The organism is Sphingopyxis sp. PAMC25046 (assembly GCF_004795895.1).
Taxonomy (GTDB): Bacteria; Pseudomonadota; Alphaproteobacteria; order Sphingomonadales; family Sphingomonadaceae; genus Sphingopyxis.
Genome location: NZ_CP039250.1, coordinates 559,642 through 585,163, shown reverse-complemented (window position 1 = coordinate 585,163; position 25,522 = coordinate 559,642). Strand labels below are relative to the sequence as shown.

The following is a 25,522-nucleotide window of genomic DNA, read 5'->3' as shown; positions in this document are numbered from 1 at the left end:
CCCGAATCGCGGTCACCCCCAAATAAATCGTACCCCTCGCCGGACAGGCGCTATAAATCCGGGTCATGGCGCCGCCGCTTCATCCTCCGGTCAAACGTTCGGTGACGATCGCCGGCCATCCGACCTCGATCAGCCTCGAACCCGTCTTCTGGGACGCGCTCGAGGCCGAAGCGGCGCGGCTGGCGTTACCGGTCAACGCGCTCGTCGCGCGGATCGATGTCGAGCGGATGGAGGCGGACGACCCACCGAACCTGACCTCGGCGATCCGGCAGTGGCTGTGGCGCATTCGATCCGGTCAGATGGCGCCGTAGACGGCCGACCCGAACGCCGCGCCCTTGTCGGACGCATGGTGCAGGAACAGCGAGGGCTCGATCAGTTCGAGTTCCATGATGTGCAACACCCCCGCCGCGTCGCCGATCATGTCGACGCGCGCATAGACCGGCGGCGCGGGCGCGGCCGCCAACGCGGCGGCGGCGAGGGCCCGCGCCGCGTCGCTCGCGTCCCACATCGTCTCGCGCCCGCCGAACTGTTCCTGCACGCGAAAATCGCCCGATGCGGGGCGCTTGACGATCGCGTGGCTGAATTTGCCGGCGAAGAAGAAAAGCGAATATTCGCCGTCGGTGAGGATGCCGGGCATCAGCGGCTGGACGAGTCGGCGTTGGCCGAGTGCGTCGGCGGGGATCGGCGCGCCGGGCGCCATGCGGTGCGTGCCGTCGGCGCCGCCCGAGATCGCCGGCTTGATCACGACTTCATCGACCTCGAGTTCGGCCATCGCTTCGGCGAGCCGCGCATCGTCGAGCGCGGCGACTTCGACCGTCGGCACTACCGCGACGCCCTTGGCGCCGAGTTCGGCGAGATAGGCCTTGTCGCTGTTCCAGCGCAGCACCGGCACGGGATTGACCACCGGCAGAGCCTCGGCCTCGAGCCGGTCTAACAAGGCATACCAAGTCACAACCTCGCGCTGATACCCCCAAGCGAAGAGCGGCAACACCAGATCGTAACCCGCAAGATCGCCCGGATCGGTCCAGACGCGCTGCTCGACGATTAGCCCGGCCGCGGTCAGTGCCGCCACCTTGCGCGCAAAGGCGGGCTGCCACTTTTCTTCATAATCGGGCGCCGGGACGAGGATCGCGACGCGGGGCTGGAAGGGCATGGAGGGGAAGCTTTCCTGAAGCCCCCTTCAGGGGAGGGCCCTATTTGGTTACCGCGCCAACAATCCGCGCGCCTGTCCAGCGATGTGCGACAGCATCGCGCCATTGGGGTTCGGAATCATCCGCGCCCGGTCGACGGTCGCCCGGAACTGCTCGACGCGCGGGGCATGGTCGGTCAGCCATTTGGTCACCGCAGCGTCGAGATCGCCCTTCGGCAATTGGCCAAGAAAGGCCAGCCGCATCTGCTGGAAATCGCGCGCGAGGCTGTTGACGAGCAGGCGCTCCCACGGATCGGCGGGGCTCATATGCGCCGCCAGCGTCTGCGCCCAGTCGAGCCCCAGCGCTTCGCCCAAATGGGTGAAGGCGCGTGTCACCGCGACCTCGTCGTCGCCGCGCCGTTCGGCAAGGTCGACGATGCCGATCGCGCCGTCGGTCTTGAACAGGCGGACGACTGCTGAAGTCAGCGTTTCGGGCGCGCCAGCGTCGAGCAGTTGCTGGGCGAGCATGTCCCACTGGCGCTTGACCGAGGGGCTGAGCAGCGCGTCGACGCCCGCGGTCAGGCGGTCGACGCCCGGCTCGAGCCGCGCCACGACCGGCCCGGCCTGCGACAGCGTCTGGGTGACGCGCAGCAGGTCCGCCATCTGCGAAGCCATCGCCGACGCCGCCTGCGCGAAGAGCGACAGGCGAACGCCCTCGTCGATCTTCGCTTCGTCGAGCGCATCCCAGATCGCCGGCATTTCGAGCAATCGTTCGACCGCAACGAACGCCGCGGCGATGTCGCCGAGCGCGCAGCCCTCCTCCTCGACCAGCTCGAACGGGTGGACGATACCCATGCGGTTGATGATGCGGTTCGCAATCTTCGTCGCGATGATCTCGCGGCGCAGTTGGTGATCAGCGATTGCCTGCGCGAAGTCGCGCTGCATCTCATCGGGGAAGGCCGCGGCGAGATCGCTCGCCAGCGCCGGATCGTCGGGCAGGTCGCTATTCTCGATCGCGTCCTGCAGCGCGAGCTTCGCGGTCGAGAGCAGCACCGCGAGTTCGGGGCGCGTCAGCCCGCGTCCTTCGCCCGCGCGGCGCAGCAGTTCGTCGTTCGCCGCGAGCCCCTCGACCTTGCGGTCGAGCCGGCCCGAGCCCTCGAACGTCTCCATGATCCGCACCAGCGATGGCACCGCCGCCGATCCGCCCTTTTCGGCGATCGACAGCGCGAGCGCCTGCAGCCGGTTATCCTCGAGCACGAGGTCGGCGACATTATCGGTCATCCGGACGAGCAGCGCGTCGCGCTCGTCCTGGCCGAGGCGACCTTCGGCCATCTCGCGGTTCAGCGCGATCTTGATGTTGACCTCATTATCCGAGCAATCGACCCCGGCGCTGTTGTCGATGAAGTCGGTGTTGATGCGGCCGCCCTTCGCTGAGAAGGCGATACGCGCCGCCTGGGTGGTGCCGAGGTTCGCCCCCTCGCCCACGGCGCGGACGCGCAGATCCTCGGCATCGACGCGCAGCGCGTCGTTGGCGGGATCGCCGACCTCGGCATTGTTCTGGCTCGCGGCTTTGACATAGGTGCCGATGCCGCCGAACCAGAGCAGGTCGACCGGCGCTTTCAGGATCGCCGAGATCAGCGAGCCGGGGTCGATTTCGCCGACCGACAGGCCGAGCAGCGCCTGCACTTCGGGAGAGAGCGGAATGCTCTTTTGGCTGCGCGGGAAGACGCCGCCGCCCTTCGAGATCAGTTTCTTGTCATAATCATCCCAGCTCGATCGCGGCAGCGCGAACATCCGATCGCGTTCCTTCCAGCTTTTCGCGGGATCGGGGTCGGGGTCGAGGAAGATGTGGCGGTGATCGAAGGCGGCACAAAGCTTGATCGCCTTCGACAGCAGCATGCCGTTGCCGAACACGTCGCCCGACATGTCGCCGCAGCCGACGACGCGGATCGTATCGGTCTGCACATCGACGCCCATTTCGGCAAAGTGGCGCTGGACCGAAATCCACGCACCCTTGGCGGTGATGCCCATCGCCTTGTGATCATAGCCTTTCGACCCGCCGCTCGCGAAGGCATCGCCGAGCCAGAAGTCGCGCTCCATCGCGAGCGCGTTGGCGACGTCGGAGAAGGTCGCGGTCCCCTTGTCGGCGGCGACGACGAAATAGGGGTCGTCGCCGTCGAGGATCGCCACGCCCTTCGGATGCACGACCTTGCCGCCCACCAGATTGTCGGTGATCGACAGAAGCGAGCGGATGAAGATGCGATAGCATTCGGTGCCTTCGGCGAACCACGCGTCGCGGTCGAGCGACACGTCGGGGAGCGCCTTGGGATAGAATCCGCCCTTCGCGCCGGTCGGCACGATCACGGCATTCTTGACGCGTTGCGCTTTCATGAGACCGAGGATTTCGGTGCGGAAGTCGTCGCGGCGGTCGGACCAGCGGAGGCCGCCGCGCGCGACCGGGCCGGCGCGCAGGTGAATGCCCTCGACCCGCGGCGAATAGACCCACACCTCGCGCCAGGGCAGCGGCTTGGGCAGGCCGGGAACCTGCGCGCTGTCGATCTTGAACGCCAGCGCTTCCTCGGCGGCGGGCGCAAAGGCGTTGGTGCGCAGCGTCGCGCCGATCACGGCGTGGAACAGGCGCAGGATGCGATCCTCGTCGATCGACTTGATGTCGGCGAAGTCGGCAAGGATTTCATCGGCGAGCGCCTCGGCGCGCTTCGCATCGCGCGCCTTGGGGTCGTGGAGCGCGCGAAAACGCTCGATCAGTGCCGCCGTCAGCTTGGGTGCGTGGCGCAGCGCGCTGACCACCGTGTCCATACCATAGGCCGAACCACCCTGGCGCATGTAGCGGAACCAGGCGCGCAGCCATATGATCGCGCGCGGGTCGGTCTGGTTCGTCAGCACCAGCTCGTTGAACGCATCATTTTCGGCGCGGCCGTCAAGCACCGCGGCGATCGCGCCTTCGAGCACTTCGGCATAGGGAAGCAGCGCCAGCTCGTCGACATTCGCGGGCAGCCGCAAGGTGAAATCGTGGATCACGATCGGCAGGTCGTCGTCGCCGTCGGCGCCGGCAGGGCGCGCGGGGACGAGCGCGGTCGGAATTTCCTCGAGCACTTCGAACCCGAAATGTTCGAGCGCGGGGACGACGTCGGACAGCGCCAGCGGACCGGCGGCGCTGTAGACCTTCAGCCGCAGGCGATCGTCGCCGTCGAGGCTCTTTTTCGCGAGGCGGACGCTGCGCGGATTGTCGGCATCGAGGTCGCGCAACCGCAAGATGTCGCGCGCCGCTTCCTCGGGATTATAGAGGTTGCGGTAGTTGGGCGGGAAGGCGGGCGCGAAGCGCGCCGCGAGCGCTGCGGCGCGGCCCGGATCACCGCGCTTCGCCAGCGCCGCCTCGACTTCGGGCTGCCAGCCGCGCACCATCTGTTCGAGCTGCGCGCCCAGCGCCTCGGTGTCGGGGACGACGCCGCCGCTGCGCAGGTCGAGCGTGTAGCGTAGCAGCGCCGCGCCGCCATCCTCGAGCACCATCGTCCAGCCGATCACCCCGGCTTTCGCTTCGCGCACCAGCATCGCCTCGACCGCGATGCGGCGTCCGGTCGATACCTCGTCGCGCGGCAGCCAGACGAAGGCGAACAGATGCCGACCGAGCGCGCTGCGCACCATCACCAGCTTCGGCCGGGGCCGGTCGGTAATCGACATCGAGGTCAGCACCAGTTCCTCGAGCGAGGCGCTGTCGAACGCGATCAACAGGTCGTGCGGCAACGCGGTAAGCGCATGGGCGAGCGCCTTGCCCGCATGGCCGGTAGGATCGAAGCCGAATTTCGTCATCAAGGCTTCGAGCTGCGCGCGCAGCACCGGTACCTTGGCGGGCGGCGTCGACAGCGCCTGACTGGTCCACAAACCGGCGTGGATCGACAGGCGTTCGACCTTTTTGCCTTTGAGTTCGGGGACGACGACGAGGTCGAGCAGCACGCGGCGATGGACCGCCGACAGCCGGTTCGATTTGATCAGCAGCGGCGCATGCCCTCCCTTGTCGAACCAGGCAAATGCGGCTTCGAGCGCCGCGGGCGACAGGAGCTGGCTGTCGCTGCTCTCGCTGATGCCCAGCGGATCCTGTGGCTTGCCGTCGCGCGTCCGCCATTCGTGGCCGAGCTGGGTCATCGATCCGCCCTCGAACCAGCGCAGCAGCTCGGCGCCTTCGCCTTCGACGCGCATCGCGGCGTCGGCGAGCATCGCGGCGCGCATCGCTCGCCAGTCGCGCACCGCGGCGCGAACGTCGCGCAGTGCCGCTTCGAGGCCGTCGAGCAGGCGCCGGCGCGCGCGCGCGTCGCCGCGCTCAAGCTCCATATAGATGACCGACTCGCGTGATCCGTCTTCGCCGGCTTCCTGCAGATGCCCCTTCGCATCGCGCTTCACCGCGACGACGGGGTGAAGGATGCGGTGAACGGCAAGCCCCTGCGCGGCGACCGCCTGCGAGGTCGAATCGACGAGGAAGGGCATGTCGTCGTTGATGATAGCGAGCCGCATGCGGCGGTCGGTACCGTCGGCGGCAATCGGTTCGAGCAGCAGCGAGGGCGTTTCGGCGGCACGGTCGAGCGCGGCGCGCGCCGCGAACTGGCTCGCGTCGGTCAGCGCGGCCTTGTCCATATCGTCGCCCTCGCCCGGCAGCGCGCTGCCGGCGAGCGCGTCCAGATAGGCGGCGGCGACTTTCGGGGGAATTTTGACGGTAGAGGGGGTCGGCGTGTCCGTTTCCGGCGTATCGGACAGTTTCTGAGACATAAAATGCAGCATCCCGAACCAAAGAGGGGGATCCCAGCCGACGATCGGCGGGGGTCCGTTCGCTGCGCCTCCTATGCGCCCGAGCGGCGCGCGGCTCAAGGCCTCGTTCGCGGCCCTGCGTAAAAATATTTCAATTTTGGGATTGTCTGTTGCGTGAACGCTATCAGGCGCCAGGCGCGATCGCGACCGCCTTCTTCGCCAGCTTCGCGACCAGCGTCGGATCGTCGGCCGCCTTGGCGACGATCCCGATATGGCCGCCGGGCATCGCACGCGCGATCAGCACGACGAATTCGGCCTCGCCGGCATCATGTTCGAGGATCAGTGCGGGCTGCGCGCGGCGCAGCGCTTCGAGCTTGTCGTCCTTGCGCTCGCCGCTCTCGGCCGGCTTGCGACGCGCGCGCGCGTCCTTGACGAGACCCTTGAGCCCGCCGGGATAGCGATCGAGATAGGCGGCGAGTTCGCCGCGACCGACCGCCTCATCCTTTGCGTGGCCGAGCACGCAGGCATATTCGGCGAGCCGCGTCTTGTCATAGGAGGCGCCGAACACCAGCTTGACGACGGGCGTCATCGGCGCGCGATCCTGTACCGTCAGCCCGGCGTCGTCGAGCAGCTCGGCGAAGGCTTCGGGCTGCTCTTCGGCGGCCAGCGCGAAATCCCACGCCTTGCCGACCGCCTGATAGAGCGCGCCGCGACTCCGGCTGTCGGCGGCGACCGCGCGCTCGGCGGTTTCGCGCGCGAGCGCCAGCCAGTCGGCGAGTTCGGCATCCTCGCCGGGATCGCCCGGAACTTCGCTCTCGGCAGGAATATCGGCGAACAGGTCGCCGTCGCCCTGCAGCGCGGCAAAACCGGGGGCGGCATCGGCGTCGACATCGTCGCCCAGATGCCCCGAGTCGGGGCCGTCGGCCCACACCGGCACCGGCGCAGTCAGCGGTGCGGCGCTGCGTAGCGCTTGTTCGACCGACAATTGCAATTCCTCGGCCTGATCGGCGGGGGCGGCTTCCTTCCAGTTGATCACGCCCATGATGAAATCGATCGTGTCGTCGTCGGACGAAAAGGGCAGCAATATGCCGCGATACATGATCGTGACGCCGCGATCGCTCTCATACTCGGCTTCGAAGCCGATCGGCGCGCGGTTGGCGATGATCTGGAGATAATGGTCAGTCAGCCGCGACAGCAGCGAACGGCCCGGAATCTGGCTGATATAATGGACATCCTCGTCGATGTGCGACTCGGTACGAAGGGTCTCGCCAATATAGGCCAGGCCCGGATTTTCGACGCCCGCGGTAAAGTCGAGCAGCACCGAATAAGGCCCGAAATCGGCGCTCTCGAGATCAAGGTCCTCAACCGAAGGATAAGCGCGATCGCCGAGCAGCGACGCCCAGTAATTATAGGCTCGGACCTGCATCCGCCGTTCATCGACGCCGACCGACGCGGGCGCATCGATCGCCCCATCCTCCTGGTCGTGGCTGCCCGAAAGCAGTCCGCGCATGCTGTCCATCATTTATCCCCAGCCATAAATATCGGTAAATCTTATGCACCGGGACTGGTAAAAGCGGCGTAAACGATGGCAGGGACGCGGCACCGGGCCGCGCGGCCTTAACTCGACCAGCCCCCCGCAAGTGCGCGGAACAGCGCGACCTGGCGCCGCGAGATCTGTCCGTCCTGCGCCGCGAGCACCGCTTCGGTCTCGGCAAAGGTGCGCTCGGCGTCGAGCCATTCGAGCGAATCCGACGCGCCTTCCTGCCGCTTCGCGCGCACGATTCGCGCCGCGCGTTCGGCCTGGTCGCGCGCCGCGCGCAGCGCCTGCCTTTGTTCGAGCGACCGTGCATATGAAGAGAGCGCCGTCTCGGTCTCCTCGAGCGCGCGCAGCACTGTGCCGTCGAATTCGGCGAGCGACGCCTGCGTATCGGCCTCGGCCGCCGCGATCCGTGCCCGTGCGGGCTCCTGATTGGGGAACGCCCAGTTGAGCAATGGGCCGAGCAGCCAGCGCAGCGGACCGCCGCCGAATATGTCGCCGAAGCCCGTGCCGGTCGAGCCGACCGAACCGCCGAGCGTGATGCGCGGATAAAGATCGGCGGTTGCGACCCCGATGCGCGCGGTATCGGCGGCGAGGCGGCGCTCGGCGGCGCGAATGTCGGGACGGCGCTTCAGGAGCGCCGCCCCATCACCGACCGGGATGGGATCGGTGATTTCGAGGCCGATGTTGCGGTCGCCCGCGATGGCGGGGAGCGCAGCGGGCGCGCGACCGGTCAGAGTCGCGAGGCGGAACAATGCCGCCTGCCGCTCGGCCTCGATGGAGGGAATGTCTGCGGCGCGCTGATCGCGGAGCGTCGTGATGCGCGCAAGGTCGAGCCCCGTCGCCATGCCGACCTCCTTGCGCCGCTCGGTGAGCTTCACCTGCTGATCGAGCAGGCCGACGATCCGCCGCGCGACATCGAGCCGGGCGGCGCCCGAGGCGGCGTCCGCATAGGCTTGAGTCGTATCGGCGGCAACGATGACGCGCACCGCATCGGCGTTGGCTTCGGCGGCTTCGGTGTCGCCGCGCGCGGCTTCGACCGAACGACTGACGCGGCCGAACAGGTCGACCTCATAGGAAATATTGGCACCGACATCGACGGTCCAATCCTCGCGATCCGCACCGGGCAGGCGCTGGCCTTCGGGGTTGCGGCCGTAATTGGCCCCCGCGCCGATCTGCGTCTGCGGCAAACGATCGGAGCGGGCTCCCCGCAGCGCCGCGCGCGCCTTGGCTATGTTTGCGACCGCGACACGAACGTCGGTGTTGTTCGAAAGCGCGTCGGCAACGAGGCCGTCGAGCACGGGATCATCATAAAGCCTCCACCAGTCGGCAGCGACCGGCGCGAGCGACACCGCGGGGCCGTTCGCCGAAACGAACGGGCCGGTCGCGGCGGGCACCGAGGCCGATTGCGGCGCCTTGTAATCGGGGCCGACGGCGCAAGCGGCGAGCGCGAGCGCCGATGCGGCGGTGACGAGGTTGCGGAGCATCATTGTTTTTCTCCTTATTCCGCGGGCACGGGCAGCGCCGCGCCATGGTCGTCATCTCCGCGCTTGCGCCGCGCGGCGAACCAGTCGCCGAGCGCGCGGCAGACGACGTAGAAGGTCGGCGTGAAGATAAGCCCGAACGCCGTCACCCCGAGCATCCCGAAGAATACCGCAGTGCCGAGCGCCTGGCGCAGTTCCGCGCCCGCCCCGCTCGCGATGAGCAGAGGCACCGCGCCGAGGATGAAGGCAAAGCTCGTCATCAGGATCGGGCGCAGGCGGTCGCGCGCGGCGCGCACTGCGGCGTCGATCGGCGACAGCCCATCCTGCTCCTCGGCCTGTTTCGCGAATTCGACGATCAGGATCGCATTTTTCGCCGCGAGCGCGATGAGCACGACGAGCCCGATCTGCGTCAGGACATTATTGTCCATGCCGCGCAAATTCACCCCGATCATGGCCGCGAGCAGACACATCGGCACGATCAGGATGATCGCCAATGGCAGCACGAGGCTTTCATATTGCGCCGCGAGCACGAGGAAGACGAACAGCACCGCGAGCGCGAAGACGATCCCTGCGGTGTTCGCGGCCGCCTTTTGCTGGAAAGCGATGCCCGTCCATTCGGTGCCGTAACCCGCCGGCAGCGATTCGGATGCGAGCTTTTCCATCGTCGTCAGCGACGCGCCCGACGACGAACCGGGGGCGGTGTCGCCGTCGATCTCGACCGCTGGGAAGAGGTTGTAGCGCGTGACGCGGTAGGGGCCCGTGCGGTCTTCGAAGTTCGCGACCGACCCGATCGGCACCATCGCACCCGAATCCGACCGCGTGCGCAGATTGGCAATGTCGGAGACGCTCTGGCGGAATGGCGCATCGGCCTGCGCGGTGACGCGGTAGGTGCGACCGAGCAAATTGAAGTCGTTCACGAACGCCGAGCCCAGATAGACCTGCAGCGCCTCGAACACCCGCTCGGGCGGGACGCCGAGCGCATTCGCCTTCGCCCGGTCGATGTCGGCGAAAACGCGCGGATTGGTCGGGTCGAAGAAGGTGAAGACGTTCGCAAGGCCGGGGGTCTGGTTCGCCTTGCCGATCAGATTGTTCACCTCGTTCGCGAGCGCCGCATAGCCGTGGCCGCCGCGATCCTGCACGATCATCCGGTAACCACCTGCCGAGCCGATCCCCTGGATCAGCGGCGGCGGGATGATCACGATCTGCGCTTCGGTGATGTCGGCGGTCCGCTTCTGCGCCTCGGCCATGATGTCCTCGAACTTGACGCCGAGTTTCTTGCGCTCCTCGAAGGATTTGAGCGGGAAGTAGGCGGCGGCCGAGTTGGGCGCGAGCGTCTGCGATGGACCGTCGAAGCCCGCAAGCATCACCGATCCGAGCACGCCGTCAACGGGCAGCACGCGCCGCGCGACCTTTTGCAGCACTTCGTCGGTGCGTTCGACCGAAGCGCCCGAGGGCAGCTTGGCAACGACGAGGAAATAGCCTTGGTCCTGCGCCGGGATGAAGCCCGTCGGCGTCGCCCAGAACAGTGCCGCGGTAGCAGCGATAAGGCCCGCGTAGGAGACCATCATCTTCCTCGGCGCGCGTACCAGCCGGCCGGTCAGCCGTGCATAGCCGTCGCTCATCCGTTCGAAGGCGCGGTTGAACGCGTCGCCCGCGCGACGGAGCATCTGCATGCCCCTGCCCTCGTTCACCGGCGCCGAATGGCCGCGCAGCAGGATCGCCGCGAGCGCGGGCGACAGGGTGAGCGAGAGGATCAGCGAGATGATCGTCGCGGTCGAGATCGTCACCGCGAACTGCTGGTAGAAGGCACCCGACAGGCCGGTGAGGAATAAGGTCGGCACGAACACCGCACAGAGCACGAGCACGATCGCGACAAGGGCAGCCGACACCTCGTCCATCGAAGTGCGCGCGGCTTCGAGCGCGGACATGCCCTTTTCGAGGTTGCGCTCGACATTTTCGACGACGACGATCGCGTCGTCGACGACGATGCCGATCGCGAGCACCAGCCCGAAGAGCGACAGATTGTTGAGGCTGTAGCCGACCGCCGCAAGCACCGCGAAGGTTCCGATCAGCGACACCGGGATCGCGAGCACCGGAATGATCGCCGCGCGCCACTTCTGCAAGAAAACGAGGATCACGATCACGACGAGCACGACGGCTTCGAGCAACGTGTCCATCACCGCGTCGATCGACTGGGCGATGAATTCGGTGGGGTTGTAGATGACGCGATATTCGAGGCCCTTGGGGAAATTCTTCGACGATGCCGCCATTTCGGCCTCGACCGCTTCGGCGGCGGCGAGCGCGTTCGAACCGGGGCGCTGGAACACCGCCATGATGACGGTCGGGTCGCCCGAGAGATAGGTGTTGCTGTTGTAATCCGACGCACCGAGTTCGACGCGCGCGACGTCCGAGACGCGGACCTGCCGCCCCTCGGCATCGCTGCGGATGACGATATTGGCGAAATCCTTGGGATCGGAGAGGCGGCCCTGCGTTTCGACGTTGAGCTGGAAATCGCTCCCGTTCGCATAGGGCGGCTGGCCGAGCGTGCCTGCCGCAACCTGCACATTCTCGCGGCGGAGCGCGGCGACGATCTCACCCGCGGTCAGGTCGAGCGCGGCTGCACGGCCGGGATCGATCCATACGCGCATTGCATAGTCGCGGTTGCCGAAGAGCCGCACGTCGCCGACACCGTCGATGCGGCTCAATCGATCGCGGAGCTGGGTCAGCGCATAGTTGGAGATATAGGCGCGATCGAGCGACTTGTCGGGCGAGACGAGGTTCACGACCATCAGAAAGTCGGGCGATGTCTTGCGCGTCACAACGCCCAAACGCTGCACGGTTTCGGGCAGGCGCGGGGTCGCGATCGCGACGCGGTTCTGCACGAGCACCTGCGCGGCGTCGAGGTCGGTACCGATCTTGAAGGTGACGGTGATCGTGACATTGCCGTCGCCGGTCGACTGGCTGCTCATATAAAGCATATTGTCGACGCCGTTGATTTCCTGCTCGATCGGCGCCGCCACCGTGTCGGCGACGGTTTCGGCCGACGCGCCGGGGTAGTTGGCGGTCACCGTCACCGTGGGCGGGACGATATCGGGATATTGCGACACGGGCAGCCCGATATAGGCGACCGCACCGACGATGGTGATGATGACGGCGAGCACGGCGGCGAAGATCGGCCGGTCGATGAAGAAGCGTGATAGGCGCATGGGAGAGCCCCTGTCTGGAAAACTGTTCTGGTCACCCCTCCCGCGTGCGGGAGGGGCAGCGAGACTTGCGAGCTTGCTCGCTAGTCGCAGCGGGGAGGGCGCGACCACAGGCCCTCCCCTGACCCCTCCCGCACGCGGGAGGGGAGAAGAATGATCACTTCGCGAAGGTCGCCTGCGCCGACACTGGCTCGTTGGGGCCTGCCGCCGCCTTGTCGGGCGCGTCGGCGGCGATCTTGCCCACCTTGGTCACCGCCTTGGTGCCCGGACGTGCGAACTGATAGCCGTTGATGACGACCTGGTCGGCCGGTGTCAGGCCCGAACGAATGACACGCAGGCCATCGACTTCGGGCCCGATCTCGACCGGCTTCGCCGCGACCATGCCGTCCTTGCCGACGACATAGACGATCTTGCGCGCCTGATCGGTCTGCACCGCGGCGGCCGGAACGAGCAGCGCGCGCGCCGTCTGGCCCGTCGACAGCCGCATGTTTCCGAACATGCCGGGGGTCAGGAACATCTCTGGATTGTCGAAGCGGCCGCGCGCACGGATCGTGCCCGACCGCGGATCGAGGCCATTGTCGGTGAAGTCGATCCGGCCCTTCCAGCGATAATCATTTTCGTCCTGCAGCCGGACCTCGACGTCGGCGCCTTTCTGTCCGCCCTCGCGCTTGGTCTTGAGGAACAGCGCCTCCGACCCCTGGAAGGTGAAATAGATCGGATCGAGCGCATTGATCGTCGTGAGCAAGGTGCCGCCGGCATCGCCCGCCGACACGAGGTTGCCCGCGTCGATCTGGCGGTCCGAAATGCGGCCGCTCAAGGGAGCGCGGACGGTGGTGAATTCGACGTCGAGCGCGCGCGCCGCGATACGGGCGTCGGCACCCGCGAGCGCCGCATTGGCCGCATTGACGCGGGCGCGCAGGCGGTCGATCTCGCTTTGCGACACCGCCTCGATGTCGACGAGGCGGCTGGCGCGGTCGAGTTCGAGCCTTGCGAGCGCAAGATCGCTTCGCGCGCTCGCCGCCGACGCGCGCGCTTCGGCGAGCGCGGCGCGATAGGGACGCGGATCGATGGTGAAGAGCGGCTGGCCCTTGCGCACGATCTGGCCGTCGGTGAAGTGGATCGCGGTGATCGCACCCGAGACGCGCGGGCGCACTTCGACCGCCTTCGACGCTTCGAAGCGACCGATATATTCATCCCAAAGGGTCACGTCGCGCGCGATGGGTGCGGCGACCGTGAGCACCGGCGCGGGCGCGGCGGCCGCCGGCGGCGCGCCGTCGCGAAGCAGCCACCAAGCACCGACGATCAGCACGAGGAAAGCGCCGATCCACGCGGCGCGGCGGCCGCGTCCGGGATGGAGCAGGGTCTTGAGTTCGCGGCGGACCTTCGCATCGGCGGGGTCGAGCTTTTCGATCGGTGTGTGGACGGTCATGGATAGCCCTCTTCTTTTCGTTCGTTTCGGCTGCCTGCGCCCCGGGGGAGGGGGAGAGGGGGCGCAGGCGGCCGATGCCGGAAGCGCACGCCCCCGGCTGGTGTCACACATGGTCCTTGTTGCCGGAGCGCCTCTTCGAAGAGGAAGACCGCCCCGTCCCGTCGCACGCATCCCCTGCGCGCGCGGGGTCCCTGTCTATATCTTGCGGGCGAACGCCGCCGGGCGCCCGACCGGAACAAGACCCGCTCCCGGGAAAATATTCGATGGAGAAACTTCCGGCCGCCGTATGGCTCTTGCCATGCGGCGGCCGGTCTCGGGGGAGAGCCTACTTTGTATACTAGACGGTATATAAGTCATGTTGCGCTGCGTCAAGCGCATTCTGTACCGGGCAGTAAAATTTTTCTTCTAACGCCCCGGCCACAGCTTCAGGCTGGTTTCGACCAGCCGTTCGAGCTCGGCACGCGTCGCCCCCGCGCCCGCCTGCACCGACATGCCCTGATTGACCGCGGTCAGAAAGGCGGCAAGCCCTTCGGCGTCGGTGTCGGGCGGAAAGTCGCCCTCTTCCTTCGCCCGCGCGAAGCGTTCGAGCATCGCGCGCTTCGCCGCGGCGCCGCGTTCGAGCACCGCCTCGCGGATGCACTCCGCCTCCGCGCCGCACGCGACCGAGGTGATCACGCCAAGACAGCCGTTCGGATTCTCGGGACAGGTATACATGTCGAGCGCGCCGTACATCAGCCGTTCGGCGACGCCGCGCGCGGTCGGCGCATCGAGCGCGGCGTGCATATAGTCAGCCTTTTCGCGCTCATAAAGATCGAGTGCCTTATTGAAGAGCGCCTCCTTGTTGCCGAAGGCGGCATAAAGGCTGGGCTTGGTAATCCCCATCGCCTCGGTCAGATCGGCCATCGACGCGCCTTCATAGCCCTTCGACCAGAAGACGCGCAGCGCCGCCGCGAGCGCCGCATCGACGCAAAATTCGCGCGGACGGCCCTTGTGCGGGGCGGAGGCTGGGGCGGTTTCGATTTCCATAACGGCTGGTATATAAGTGAGGTGAGACAAAATGTCCAGTGGCGCGCCGGTCAGGCGAGGCTTGTGTCGATCGGCAGCCCGGCCTTCAGCGTCAGCGTGACCGGCGTCCGTTCGGCAATGTCGGCGAGCCGCGCCTTCTGCTCCTCGTCGAGCCCGGCGATCCTCAGCACCCGGTCGATGCGCAGCCCGCCTTTATTGGCGAGCTTCAACCCGACCTCGACCGATTCGAGCGGCCAGTCCTTGCGGTCGGCATACATGCGCAGCGTGATCGCGGTGCAGGCGCCGAGCCCGGCAAGCAGGAAATCATAGGGCGCGGGTCCCAGGTTCTTCCCGCCAAGTCCCGGCCCCTCGTCGCCGACCAGCGCGTGGCCGCCGACCTCGATCTCGGTGCGATAATGATCCTTGCCGATGCGAGCGATTCCATGGGCCATCAGATTGTCCTTCCGTCTAGTTCCGGAAGCTATTTTCCCGCTGCAAGGGACAGACGGCAAGGGTCGGCTTTCGCCGTCTCTTGAATCGATCACGGAAAGCCCTAGATCGAGGCCATCGTCAACAAGCGAAAGGAGGTGGTCGAATGTCTCATTGTCACACGCCGCATGCGGCAGATTTGAGCATGACCGTCCTCGCGGGGGTCAAGCTCGGCTAAGCTGTCCGCGACAGGCACGACAATGGAAGGGCCGTCCCGAAAGGGGCGGCCCTTTGTCGTTGCGGCGCCCTCTCAAATTGCGATGAATGCCGCCTCCTGTCAGCTTGCCGTCAGGAAAGACCGCTATCCCCTTCGCGGGGGGATGCGATGGTATATTGGGGAAATTTTGGAGGCCCGAGCCGGAATCGAACCGGCGTATACGGATTTGCAGTCCGCTGCGTCACCACTCCGCCATCGGGCCTCGATCCGAAATGCCGCATCGCCAAGGGATGGGCCGGGGGTTGGACGGCGCCGCTAGTGAGGACCTTTCGCCGGCTTGTCAAGGATTCGCCGGAAGCGCCGCGACGGGCGGGCGATGCGGGGTTGGCGCCACCCGCGTTGCCAGCTATGCGCGGCAGCATGCGGTGGCATGGCTGTATTACCATTGCAATACAGCACGGCTTCGGCTAAAGCGGCCCCGCACAGGCTCAAATTCCAGGGAATCGGAAAAGACTGATGGCGACGAAGTTTAGCGAAATCACGGCGGCGGAGATGCGCTCCGCCATGATCGACAGCCAGCTCAGGACGAACGATGTCATCGATCCCGCGGTGATCGGCGCGATGGCCGTCGTGCCGCGCGAGGCGCATGTGCCCGCCGCGCTCGCCGGCGTGGCCTATATGGACCGCGCGATCGGGCTCGCGAACGGCCGCGCGCTGAACGCACCGCTCGTCGCTGGCCGTATGCTCGTCGCCGCGGCGGTGCGCCCGGGCATGCGCGTCCTGCTCGTCGGCAGCGCGACCGGCTACACCGCCGCGCTGCTCGCGCGGCTGGGTGCCGAGGTTCATGCGGTCGAGGAAGATGCGGAGTTGATGGCGACCGCACAGGCAGCGACCGCCGACGCCAATATCCATTGGATCCAGGGCCCGCTCGCTGCCGGCGCGCCCGATGCCGCCCCGTTCGACCGCATCATCGTCGAAGGCGCGATCGAAACGATGCCCGCCGCGCTCGTCGCGCAGCTCGCCGAAGGCGGCCGGCTCGTCGCTGCGCGCCGCGAAGGCGCGGTCACGCGGCTGGTCGAGGGCGTCAAGGTCGGCGACGCTGTCGCGCTGCGCAGCTTCGCCGACATGGATGTCGCGTCCTTGCCCGGTTTTGCCTCACCCGCGGGCTTTCAATTCTGACGATCGGGTCCACCCTTCCTTGTTTCAGGCTGACACCACGATGACCGATACCGATAAGAAACCATCCCTTCGTCGTGCCCACTGGCTTGCCGGCCTTGCCGCGGGCGCTTTGCTGCTGCCTGTGGGTGCGCATGCGGAAACATTGCAGGGGGCGCTCGCCAAGGCCTATGAAAACAACCCGACCTTGACCGCGGCGCGCGCCGGCCAGCGCGCGAACGACGAAAATGTCCCGATCGAAAAGAGCTACGGCCTTCCCGACATCGGCACGCAGGCGAGCTACGACGAAAACCTCATCGTTCCCGGCAACAGCTTCAACGCGCCCGCGCGGTCGCTGTCCGCGGGGGCGCAGCTGACGGTTCCACTCTATCAGGGCGGCGCAGTGCGCAACGCGGTGCGCGCCGCGAAATATCGCGTCGAGGCGGGGCAGGCCGACCTGCGCGCGACCGAGGCGAGCGTCTTCTCGCAAGTTGTCGGCGCCTATATGGATGTCATCCGCGATCAGGCGATCGTCCAGCTGAACCAGAAGAATGTCTCGGTGCTGCGCACCAATTTGCAGGCGACGAGCGACCGGTTCGAGATCGGCGACCTGACGCGCACCGATGTCGCCCAGTCCGAAGCGCGGCTCGCGCTGGCGGAAGGCGACCTGCGCACCTCCGAAGCCAATCTGATCGCCAGTCGCGAGGGCTATATCCGCCTCGTCGGCGAGGCGCCGGCCGACCTGCAGGCGCCGCCGCAGCTCCCGAATCTGCCCGGCACCGCCGAGGAGGCGGTCGCGATCGCGCTGAACAGCAACCCCGACATCGAATCGGCGAACGAACGGGTCAACGCGTCGAAAGCCGACATCGGCACCGCCAAGTCGAGCCGTGCGCCCAAGGTCTCGGCGATCCTCAACGGCGGCTACAATAATTACCTCGGATCGTTGAACAGCGGTGTTCCCGGGGTCAGCGTTACGCAGGAAACGTCAAGCGCCGCGGCCGGGGTGCAAGTCACGCTGCCGATCTTCACTGGCGGCCGCCGTTCGGCGCAGGTGCGCCAGGCGCAATCGCGCAGCAGCCAGGCGATCGAGCAATATATCGAGGTCGAACGCGGCGTGATCGCGCAGACGCGCGGCGCCTATGCCGCGTGGCAGGCGAACGAGCGCATCATCGCCGCGACGCAGCAGGCGGTCGGCGCGAACGCGCTCTCGCTCGAGGGCGTGCGCGCCGAAAACAGCGTCGGCACGCGGTCGATCCTCGACATATTGAACGCCGAACAGGAATATCTGAACACCCAGGTCCAGCTCGTCTCGGCGCAGCGCAACTCCTATGTCGCCGCTTTCTCGGTGCTCGCGGCGATGGGCAAGGCCGAGGCGCGCGACCTGGGGCTCGAGGGCGGCGCGCTCTATGATCCCGAGGTCAACTACAAGCGCGTGAAGGGCGAGCTATGGGACTGGGCCGACGACCCGGCGCCGCAACAGGTCGCGAACGACACGCGCGCGGTTCCGGCCGCCAATGCCGGCGTTCCCGAAGGCCCGCCGTCGCTCTCGCCACAATAAGTCTTGGCAAAATGCGCCCTGGACCGGTAAGAGAAGCGTTAACCATCCGGTAATCGCGATGGTTTAGGGGGCTGGTTATGGGCGATATGTCGCGGGAACCGTCGATGGAAGATATCTTGTCGTCGATTCGGCGCGTGATCGCTCGCGACGAAACGCCGGGTACTGTGCGCGAGGCGCGTGTCCCCGAAGCCGATGATATTCTCGACCTTCAGGAGCAGGAAGATCGCGCCGCCGAGGAAGCATCCGAGGCCGAGGAGCTGGTCTCCGAAGCGAGCGCCGATGCCGCGCGCCAGTCGCTCGAAGCTTTGACCGCCGCGGTCGCGCCGGCCGCTGCTGCCGCACCCGTCGCCGCGCCGCCCGCAGCCGCCGGCCGCACGATGGAAGACGTCGTCCTCGACGCGCTGCGCCCGATGCTCAAGGACTGGCTCGACGCCAACCTGCCCCCGCTCGTCGAAGCGATGGTCGCTAAGGAAATCAGCCGGATTACCGGCCGCAAATTCTAGAAGTCCAATTCCAGACGCTTGCAGTTTTCGGACGCGATGCCGGATTGACGGTCTTCGGCGCGTTGCTGCTCCCTTCCCGACATGGCGCCCCGTATCGCGCCGCGTAAACGCAAGGCTTTGCCTTGGCGCGCCAGCCTTGCTATCGGCGGTGGATAATGGCCAGCACGACAGACGACCTCCCCCCTTCAGAGCCCGGTGACAGCATTGATACCCCGTTCGACAGCGCGCTGTCCGAACGCTATCTTGTCTATGCACTTTCGACGATCACCGCGCGTTCGCTTCCGGATTTGCGCGACGGGCTGAAGCCCGTCCACCGCCGCCTGCTCTGGGCGATGCGCGCGATGCGGCTCGATCCGTCGCAGGGTTACAAGAAGTCGGCGCGCGTGGTCGGCGACGTCATCGGTAAATTCCACCCGCACGGCGATACGGCGGTTTACGACGCGATGGTCCGTCTCGCGCAGGATTTCTCGCTTCGCTATCCGCTCGTCGATGGTCAGGGCAATTTCGGAAATATCGATGGCGATAACGCCGCGGCATACCGCTATACCGAGGCACGGCTGACGCGCGTCGCGATCGACCTGATGCAAGGGCTCGACGAAGGCACGGTCGATTTCCGTCCGACCTATAATGGCGAGGACGAAGAACCCGAAATCATGCCGGGCCTCTTCCCGAACCTTCTCGCCAATGGCGCGAGCGGGATCGCGGTCGGTATGGCGACGAACATTCCGCCGCACAATGCCGCCGAGGTGATCGGCGCCGCGCTGTTGCTGATCGAGAATCAGAATGCCGAGCTTTCCGAGCTGCTCGAACATGTGAGAGGCCCCGACTTCCCGACCGGCGGCATCGTCGTCGACAGCGCCGAGACGATCGCCCACGCCTATGAAACCGGACGCGGCGGCTTTCGCGTCCGGGCGCGTTTCTCGATCGGCAAGACTGCCGGCGGCGACTGGGAAGAGAGCGGCATCGAGAAATTGTCGGGCGGCACCTGGCAGCTCGTCATCAGCGAAATCCCCTATGGCGTCGCCAAGGGCAAGCTGATCGAGCAGATCGCGCAGCTGATCGCCGACAAGAAGCTCCCTATCCTCGAGGATGTTCGCGACGAAAGCGCCGAGGATCTGCGCATCGTCCTCGAACCCAAGAGCCGCAACGTCGACCCCGAGGTGCTGAAGGAGAGCCTGTTCCGGCTGACCGACCTCGAAAGCCGTTTCGCGCTCAATCTGAATGTCCTCGACGCGACGCGCACGCCCAAGGTTATGGGGCTGAAACAGCTGCTCACCGAATGGCTGCAGCATCAGATCATCGTCCTCGTCCGCCGTGCGCAGCACCGGATCGCCAAGATCGACGACCGCCTCGAGCTCGTCGCGGGTTACATCATTGCCTTCCTCAACCTCGACCGGATCATCGAGATCATCCGCACCGAGGATGAGCCCAAGCCGGTGATGATCGAAGAGTTCATTCTCACCGACCGGCAGGCCGAAGCGATCCTTAACATGCGTCTGCGCAGCTTGCGCAAGCTCGAGGAAATGGAGCTGAAGCGCGAGCAGGCCGACCTGACCGCCGAACGCGAGGAACTCGCGAAGCTGGTCGAGAGCCCGGCGCGGCAGAAGACGCGGCTGCGCAAGGACCTCGAAAAGCTGCGCGACGTCTATGGGCTCGAGACCCTGCTCGGCGCGCGGCGCACGACGATCGCCGAAGCCGCGCCAACGCGCGAAATCCCGCTCGACGCGATGATCGAGAAGGAACCGGTGACGGTCATCCTGTCGAAACGCGGCTGGATTCGCGCCCAGCGCGGTCATGTCGCGCTCGACCAGTGGAGCGAGTTCAAGTTCAAGGAAGGCGACGAGCTGCTCTTCGCCGCGCACGCGCAGACCACCGACAAGCTGCTGATCGCCGCGAGCGACGGGCGTTTCTTCACCGTCGGCGCTGACAAATTGCCCGGCGGTCGAGGTTTCGGCGAGCCGCTGCGCCTGATGGTCGACATCGATCCCGAGGCGCGAATCGTCGCGCTTATCCCGGCGAGCGCCGACGGGCGCTTGCTGCTCGCCTCGACGAGCGGCCACGGTTTCGTCGCGCAGATGAGCGAAGTGGTCGCCGAGACGCGCAAGGGACGCAACGTCGTCAATCTGAAGCCCAATGCGTCACTCGCCGTCGTCCGCTCGATCGGCACGCAGGACGACAGTGTCGCGGCGGTCGGCGAGAACCGCAAGCTCGTCGTCTTTCCGCTTGCCGAGGTGCCGGTAATGGCGCGCGGCCAGGGCGTGATGCTGCAGCGCTATCGCGACGGCGGCCTCTCCGACGTGGTCAGCTTCGCCTTTGCCGAGGGTTTGAGCTGGGCGATGGGCGGCGACACCGGCCGGACGCGGACCGAAACCGACCTCGCGCCCTGGCGCGTCGCGCGCGGCGCGGCGGGCCGGATGCCGCCGACCGGTTTCCCGCGGAACAATCGCTTCGGCTGACCGTATTTACAGGTAGCCGTAAATCCCTTCTTTACTTCCCGTGACCTAGGCACTGGGCAATGGGGAAAGGTCGCACAAAACCCTCTGTTATGCCTATTGATCGAACCGGCGAAGACCGGCCCTTGTTGTTCGTCGGCTGGATCGACGCTCTTCCGGTACCGGCCGCGCTGATCCGGCCGATGGCGCGCGGCAATTTCCGGCTTCATGCGAGCAACGCCGCCTTTGACAGGCTCAGCCTGTCACCCGTGGGCGTCGATGCGCCGATCGAACTGCTCCGCGCGATCGAGCGGGCGTCGCAATATCCCGAGGAATCGCAGGAATTCTCGTGCCAGCTGGGTGAAGGACCGGCGGCGCGCGACCTGCGCGGATCGATCGGCCCGCTGCCCACCGAATCGGGCGACGACGGGCTGTTCCTGCTGACGCTGATCGACCGGACGCAGGAGATGATGACCGAGCGCAACCTGCGCCGCGAGCTCGTCTCCGACAGCCTGACCGGGCTGCCCAACCGCGCCGGCTTCGAGGAACTGGTCGAACAGCGCGCACGCACCGAGGGACCGGGCGGCGACCATGCGATCCTGCTGCTCGACCTCGCGCGCTTTTCGCGCATCAACGAACATATCGGCCCGATGGCGGGCGACGAGCTGATCATCACCGTGGCGCGGCGCTTGAAGTCGAGCCTGCGCAGCGGCGACATGCTGGCGCGCACCGGCGGCGACGAGTTCGCCATCTCGTCGCGCATCGCGGGCGGCCGCGCCGATGTGCGCGAAATGGCACGGCGTATCCGCGGCTGCTTCGATCATCCGTTCCGCATCGGCGAACTCAAGGTCAGCGTCGACTGCGCGCTCGGCTGCGCGATCCAGCCCGCGATTGACACCGATATCGCCGACCAGATCCGTCACGCGCAAATCGCGCTCAAGCGCGCGAAGCAGACCGACCGCATCGAAATCTACGAACCCGAAGCCGCGATGCTGTCGGACAATCGCTTCGGGCTCGAGACCGAGCTGCGCAACGCGATCGAGGAAGACCGGCTCCACCTCGCCTTTCAGCCGCTGATCGAACTGTCGAGCGGCCGCGTCGCCGGATTCGAGGCGCTCGCGCGCTGGGACAATAGCAGCGGGCATGCGGTCTCGCCGACCGAATTCATCCCGATCGCCGAGGATTCGGGGCTGATCGTCCCGCTGGGCCAATGGGCGATCGGCAAGGCGGCGGCGGTGCTCGCCGAATGGGACCGGCAGAATGGCGGCGCGGTCGTCGACGCCTATTTCTCGGTCAACGTCTCGGCGATCCAGCTGGTCCGCGACGATGTCGCCGGTGTCGTCCGCCAAGCGCTCGAAAAACACAAGATCGGCGGCGAACGGCTGATGATCGAACTGACCGAAAGCGCTATCATCGGCGACCCCGACCTCGCGCTGTCGGTGCTGAGCGAACTGAAGGCGCTCGACGCGCGCGTCGCGATGGACGATTTCGGCACCGGCTATTCGAACCTCGCCTATCTCCAGCGCCTGCCGATCGACGTGCTCAAGATCGACCGCAGCTTCGTCGAGCATATGGTCGACGACCGCGACAAGGTCGCAATCGTCCGCACAATCCAGAGCCTCGCCGAAGTGCTGGGAATGAAGACCACCGCCGAGGGGGTCGAGACGACCGACCAGGCGCGGCTCTTGTCGGCGCTCGGCTGCGATTTCGGGCAGGGGTTCCTGTTCGCGCGGCCGATGGATGGCAAGGCGGCGCTCGATTATTGGCGTCAGTCGCTGGCGCGGCCGATCTTCTGATCGACGAGTTCGGCGACGCGCGACGCGCCGGGGAAATCCTCCGCCACCCATTCGGTCTCGACCGCTTTCAGGATGCGCGCGACCTCGGGGCCCGCCGCAATTCCGCGCGCGACGATGTCGCCCCCCTTCAGCGGCAGCGCGGGAACCGTCCAGCCTGACAAGGCCCCGATAGCCGCGGGGTCGCCGGCGAGAAGGTGGACGTCGCGCGCGGCGTCGACGCCTATTGCGTGCGCAAGCTGGCGGATCGGTCGCTCGACGTCGGCACGGTGTCGACCGAGCGCGGCGAGATGCTTGCGGTGCCGTGTCGAGAGACGGAGGCGGCTTGCGACCTGTTCGGCGACCTCAGCGTCGGCCGGTAGCAGCGCCGACAGGCGGCGGAGCGGCGCGATGGCTGCGGCAGCCGCACATTCATTGACCACGAGCCGATCGAAGGCGGCGGCAAAGCCCGCATCGAGTTCGGGGAGCAACACCTCGAAGATGCCGTCGGCCGCCATCTGCCCCACGATCGCGCGGGGATCGGGCAGCGCGAGGATCTTGAGCAGTTCGTCGGCGATCCGCTCGCGCGACAGGCTTTTGAGCGACTGGCGCGTGGTCACCACCGCGGCGTGGCTGGCGGGATCGAGGTCGCCGCGCCCGAAACGCGCCGCAAAGCGATAGAAGCGCAGGATGCGCAGATGATCCTCGGCGATGCGCGTCGCGGCGTCGCCGATAAAGGCGACCCGCCCCGCTTCGAGGTCGACCAAGCCGCCGAACCAGTCGTCGATCACGCCCGTGTCGGGATCGGCATAAAGCGCGTTGATCGTGAAGTCGCGGCGCGCAGCATCGTCGCGCCAGTTGTTGGCGAAGGCGACCGTGGCGCGGCGGCCGTCGGTTTCGACATCGCGGCGCAGCGTCGTAATCTCGTGATGGTCGCCGTTGGCGATCGCGGTGACGGTGCCGTGCGCGATCCCAGTCGGAATGACCTTGATATCGGCCGCCGCGAGTCGCCGCGTAACCTCTTCCGGCAGGAGCGGGGTCGCGAGATCGATGTCGGCGACAGGCAGGCCGAGCAACGTGTCGCGCACCGCGCCGCCGACAGCTTTGACGGCGCCGCTATCGGCGGTCAGCGCGGCGACGATCCGGCGCAGCCCCGGACGCTCGCGCCATTCGGCGGGCGGGAGCCGCATCACCGGTGCCATCCCGCCGGCAGGCGCCGCGCCAGATTGATGATGATTCCCGCCGTCACGCCCCAGATCCGCCGCCGCTGCCAGACCATGTCATAATAATGGCGGTCGTGCCCCTGAAAATTCGCATGTTGCCGCGCATAATTGTCGGGGTCGAAGAGGATGTCGAGCGGCACCTCGAACCAGTCCTCGACCTCGTCGGGATTGGGATCGAAGACGAGATCGGGCGGGATCACGCCGAGCACCGGCGTGATCCGGTAACCGCTACCCGAGTGATAGGGTTCGGTCGCGCCCGCGATCATCACGTCGCGGCGGTCGAGCCCGATCTCCTCTTCGGCTTCGCGCAGCGCCGCGTCGATCGCGTCGCGGTCGCCCGGATCGATCTTGCCGCCCGGGAAGGCGACCTGTCCCGCGTGGCTGCGCAGCCATTGCGGGCGTTGGGTCAGGATGACGCCGGGATCGGCCCGGTCGGTGAAGGCAATGAGCACCGCGGCGTCGCGCAGCGTCGGCGTTCCGAGATAGGCCTCGTCCTCGCCCGGATGGGGCAGCAGATTATCGAGCGCGTCGCGCAGCTTTTCGGAGAGCATCAGGCGTCCACCAGCGGGAAACGCGTGCCGTTCGACCAGATCGCGGGTGGTTCGGTTCCATCCGCCAGCGCCATGTCGACGATCTCATAATAGAGCGCACGGTCGATCCGGGCTTCGAGCCCGTTGCCGATCGTCCCGCGCACATGCAGGCGCGGATCGGGGTTGTCGGGATCGCTGCCGAAGCTCAAGGGATGATCGGCGCCCGCCATGACGAGGTCGTCGGTGTTGAGGCGGAAGATGAGCCTGCGCTGCGTGCCGTCGCCCTCGCTCTTCATTTCGACCGCGCGGAAGGCGGTGTCCTCAACCGCGATCGACAGCTTTTCGGCCGGGGTGACGAGGACATGGCCGCCGTCCGGTTCGCGGCGGAGGATCGTCGAGAACAGCTTGACCATCGCCGGCCGGTTGATGCGCCCTCCCTCGTGAAACCAGCTGCCGTCGGCGCGGATTTCCATCGCGCTGTCGCCGCTGCGTTCGGGGTGCCAGCTTTCGACCGGCGGCAGCTTGCGCGCCGCGAGCAGTTCGGCCGCTTCGGCGAGCGAGAGCTGCGAGAAATGCTCCGGAAGCGAGGGCGCGGGGGTGACCATCCATCCGACATAGGCGGACCGGCGGGCGGTGCAACCCCGGGCGGCTCAGCGCGGCCCGATCATCCCCGCACCCGTCGGCAGGCTGTGCCCGTTCACCGCCCGTGCGAGCAGGCGATGCTTCTCATATGGTCCGGGCAGATCCCATGCCGCCGTCGCGTCGGCGGTAAAGCCGAAGAAACGGCCATAATATTCGGGATCGCCGATCATCATCAGCGCGCCGTCGGCCCGCGTCTCGGCGGCCTCGAGCATATACGCCATCAACATACGGCCATGCCCGCCGCGCTGGGCGTCAGGGTGCACCGCCACCGGTCCGACCATCACGAGCGACGTCGCGGTTCCGTCGGCGCCGCGATGCGCGACCGGCCAGCACTGGATCGTACCGATCAGCGCGCCGTCCCCGACGAGCGCGAAGCTAAGCGCCGGCACCGCATCCACGCCTTCGCGGAGGCGGTAGGCGGTTCGTCCAAAGCGATCCGTTCCGAAAGCGGCGTCGAGGAGCGCCTCGACCGCCTGCGGCTCGATATCGGACAATGGAAGTAACTCGACCAACGCG

18 protein-coding genes and 1 tRNA gene are annotated in these 25,522 nt (G+C 66.8%); 6 read left to right on the top strand and 13 right to left on the bottom strand.

Annotated features, from left to right (window positions below; all coding sequences use genetic code 11):
- Window positions 1-65: 65 nt before the first annotated feature.
- A complete protein-coding gene (locus E5675_RS02675) occupies window positions 66-311 on the top strand; it encodes a ribbon-helix-helix domain-containing protein (RefSeq protein ID WP_136173223.1) in 246 nt (81 codons plus the stop codon).
- Here the strand turns inward: E5675_RS02675 and E5675_RS02670 are convergent.
- The 9 genes from E5675_RS02670 to E5675_RS02630 all read right to left on the bottom strand — a co-directional run bounded on the left by E5675_RS02670 (window position 296) and on the right by E5675_RS02630 (window position 15,453).
- Window positions 296-1,153 (bottom strand): hypothetical protein, encoded by an 858-nt coding sequence (locus E5675_RS02670; protein ID WP_136173222.1) that lies wholly within the window; start codon window positions 1,151-1,153, stop codon window positions 296-298. The genes E5675_RS02675 and E5675_RS02670 overlap by 16 nt on opposite strands.
- Window positions 1,154-1,201: 48 nt before the next feature.
- Entirely contained in the window at window positions 1,202-5,908 is a 4,707-nt protein-coding gene (locus E5675_RS02665) for an NAD-glutamate dehydrogenase domain-containing protein (RefSeq protein WP_210727597.1), read from the bottom strand.
- A gap of 163 nt (window positions 5,909-6,071) precedes the next feature.
- Entirely contained in the window at window positions 6,072-7,409 is a 1,338-nt protein-coding gene (locus tag E5675_RS02660) for a hypothetical protein (protein ID WP_247594755.1), read from the bottom strand.
- Between the two features lie 95 nt (window positions 7,410-7,504).
- A complete protein-coding gene (locus E5675_RS02655) occupies window positions 7,505-8,911 on the bottom strand; it encodes an efflux transporter outer membrane subunit (protein ID WP_136176296.1) in 1,407 nt (468 codons plus the stop codon).
- Window positions 8,912-8,925: 14 nt separating this feature from the next.
- Window positions 8,926-12,114, bottom strand: coding sequence for a multidrug efflux RND transporter permease subunit (locus E5675_RS02650; protein ID WP_136173221.1), 3,189 nt, complete (start codon window positions 12,112-12,114; stop codon window positions 8,926-8,928).
- A 154-nt stretch (window positions 12,115-12,268) separates the two neighbouring features.
- On the bottom strand, window positions 12,269-13,540 hold the full coding sequence (locus tag E5675_RS02645) for an efflux RND transporter periplasmic adaptor subunit (RefSeq protein WP_136173220.1): 1,272 nt from the start codon (window positions 13,538-13,540) through the stop codon (window positions 12,269-12,271).
- 405 nt (window positions 13,541-13,945) lie between these two features.
- Complete coding sequence (locus tag E5675_RS02640) at window positions 13,946-14,566, bottom strand: TetR/AcrR family transcriptional regulator (RefSeq protein ID WP_136173219.1); 621 nt, start codon at window positions 14,564-14,566, stop codon at window positions 13,946-13,948.
- 50 nt (window positions 14,567-14,616) lie between these two features.
- A complete protein-coding gene (locus E5675_RS02635; protein WP_136173218.1) occupies window positions 14,617-14,997 on the bottom strand; it encodes an OsmC family protein in 381 nt (126 codons plus the stop codon).
- 382 nt (window positions 14,998-15,379) lie between these two features.
- A tRNA-Cys gene (locus E5675_RS02630) sits at window positions 15,380-15,453 on the bottom strand.
- A 254-nt stretch (window positions 15,454-15,707) separates the two neighbouring features.
- Here E5675_RS02630 and E5675_RS02625 point away from each other — a divergent pair.
- The 5 genes from E5675_RS02625 to E5675_RS02605 all read left to right on the top strand — a co-directional run bounded on the left by E5675_RS02625 (window position 15,708) and on the right by E5675_RS02605 (window position 22,635).
- Complete coding sequence (locus E5675_RS02625; protein ID WP_136173217.1) at window positions 15,708-16,370, top strand: protein-L-isoaspartate O-methyltransferase; 663 nt, start codon at window positions 15,708-15,710, stop codon at window positions 16,368-16,370.
- A gap of 40 nt (window positions 16,371-16,410) precedes the next feature.
- Entirely contained in the window at window positions 16,411-17,904 is a 1,494-nt protein-coding gene (locus E5675_RS02620; RefSeq protein ID WP_136173216.1) for a TolC family outer membrane protein, read from the top strand.
- Window positions 17,905-18,008: 104 nt separating this feature from the next.
- Window positions 18,009-18,407: a DUF2497 domain-containing protein gene (locus E5675_RS02615; RefSeq protein ID WP_247594754.1), complete on the top strand. Its 399-nt coding sequence runs from the start codon at window positions 18,009-18,011 to the stop codon at window positions 18,405-18,407.
- A 155-nt stretch (window positions 18,408-18,562) separates the two neighbouring features.
- Window positions 18,563-20,863: a DNA topoisomerase IV subunit A gene (gene parC / locus E5675_RS02610; RefSeq protein WP_136173214.1), complete on the top strand. Its 2,301-nt coding sequence runs from the start codon at window positions 18,563-18,565 to the stop codon at window positions 20,861-20,863.
- Between the two features lie 89 nt (window positions 20,864-20,952).
- Window positions 20,953-22,635 (top strand): EAL domain-containing protein, encoded by a 1,683-nt coding sequence (locus tag E5675_RS02605; RefSeq protein ID WP_247594753.1) that lies wholly within the window; start codon window positions 20,953-20,955, stop codon window positions 22,633-22,635.
- On the opposite strand, the gene E5675_RS02600 is transcribed toward E5675_RS02605, so the two are convergent.
- From E5675_RS02600 to E5675_RS02585, 4 genes are read right to left on the bottom strand one after another with little or no spacing between them, the layout of a single operon-like run.
- Complete coding sequence (locus E5675_RS02600) at window positions 22,608-23,801, bottom strand: CCA tRNA nucleotidyltransferase (protein WP_210727650.1); 1,194 nt, start codon at window positions 23,799-23,801, stop codon at window positions 22,608-22,610. The two genes, E5675_RS02605 and E5675_RS02600, sit on opposite strands and share 28 nt — an antisense overlap.
- Window positions 23,801-24,385 carry a CoA pyrophosphatase gene (locus E5675_RS02595; RefSeq protein WP_136173211.1) on the bottom strand — a complete coding sequence of 195 codons (585 nt, stop codon included), beginning with the start codon at window positions 24,383-24,385 and terminating at the stop codon, window positions 23,801-23,803. Before E5675_RS02595 ends, E5675_RS02600 begins: the two co-directional genes overlap by 1 nt.
- Complete coding sequence (locus tag E5675_RS02590) at window positions 24,385-24,969, bottom strand: DUF1285 domain-containing protein (protein WP_136173210.1); 585 nt, start codon at window positions 24,967-24,969, stop codon at window positions 24,385-24,387. The genes E5675_RS02595 and E5675_RS02590 overlap by 1 nt, the downstream gene beginning before the upstream one ends.
- Before the next feature lie 45 nt (window positions 24,970-25,014).
- On the bottom strand, window positions 25,015-25,518 hold the full coding sequence (locus E5675_RS02585; protein WP_136173209.1) for an N-acetyltransferase: 504 nt from the start codon (window positions 25,516-25,518) through the stop codon (window positions 25,015-25,017).
- Between the last annotated feature and the right edge of the window lie 4 nt (window positions 25,519-25,522).